Source organism: Kitasatospora cheerisanensis KCTC 2395, assembly GCF_000696185.1.
In the GTDB taxonomy this organism is placed as follows: domain Bacteria; phylum Actinomycetota; class Actinomycetes; order Streptomycetales; family Streptomycetaceae; genus Kitasatospora; species Kitasatospora cheerisanensis.
The window spans coordinates 1,091,945-1,092,908 of sequence record NZ_KK853997.1; the positions used below are offsets into that span (position 1 = coordinate 1,091,945).

The window sequence follows — 964 nt, forward strand, 5'->3', positions numbered from 1 at the left end:
CCGGCACCTTCTACGTGTCCACGGACGCCGGCGCGACCTTCACCGCGAGGGCCACCGGCCTGCCCACCGACTCGGTCCGCTTCAAGGCCGTCCCGGGCGCCAAGGGCGACGTCTGGCTGGCCGGCGGCAACACCGGTACCACGTACGGGCTGTGGCACTCCACGGACGGCGGCGCGAGCTTCGCCAGGCTGGCGGGCGTCGACCAGGCCGACACCATCGGCTTCGGCAAGGCCGCGCCGGGCCGGAGCTACCCCGCGCTGTACTCCTCCGCCAAGATCGGCGGCGTGCGCGGCATCTTCCGCTCGGACGACGCGGGCGCGAACTGGGTCCGCATCAACGACGACGCCCACCAGTGGGGTTGGACCGGCGCGGCGATCACCGGCGACCCGCGCGTCTACGGCCGGGTGTACGTCAGCACCAACGGCCGCGGCATCCAGTACGGCGACCTGACCGGCACCACCTCCCCGTCCCCGTCCCCGTCCACCTCGTCCTCGCCGTCGGCCTCCTCCTCGCCGTCGGCGTCGTCCTCGCCGTCGGGCTCTGCCTCGCCGTCCAACTCGCCCGCGCCGGCGGGCGCTTGCGAGGTGGACTACGCGGTGGCCAGCCAGTGGGGCGGCGGCTTCGGGGCCAACGTGACGCTGGTGAACCGGAGTTCGGCGACGATCAACGGCTGGACGGTCGGCTGGACCTTCCCGAGCGGGCAGCAGGTCACCTCGCTGTGGAACGGCAACCCGTCCCAGTCCGGGGCGCAGGTGACCGTCACCAACGCGGCCTACAACGGCACCATCGCGCCGGGCGGTTCGACCTCCTTCGGCTTCAACGGCAGCTGGACGTCCGCGAACACCGCACCGTCGGCCTTCACCCTCAACGGCACCTCCTGCACCGTGCGGATCGGGTAGCGGTCAACGACCGGGCTGCCGCGCGGGCACGATCTCGATCCTGGTGACCAGCCCGTCGCCGTCGA

1 protein-coding gene is annotated in these 964 nt (G+C 72.7%); it reads left to right on the forward strand.

Annotation, left to right across the window (positions count from 1 at the left end):
• A partial coding sequence (locus KCH_RS04795; RefSeq protein WP_035859305.1) for a cellulose-binding domain-containing protein occupies positions 1-899 on the forward strand: 899 nt, incomplete at its 5' end.
• Positions 900-964: the final 65 nt, after the last annotated feature.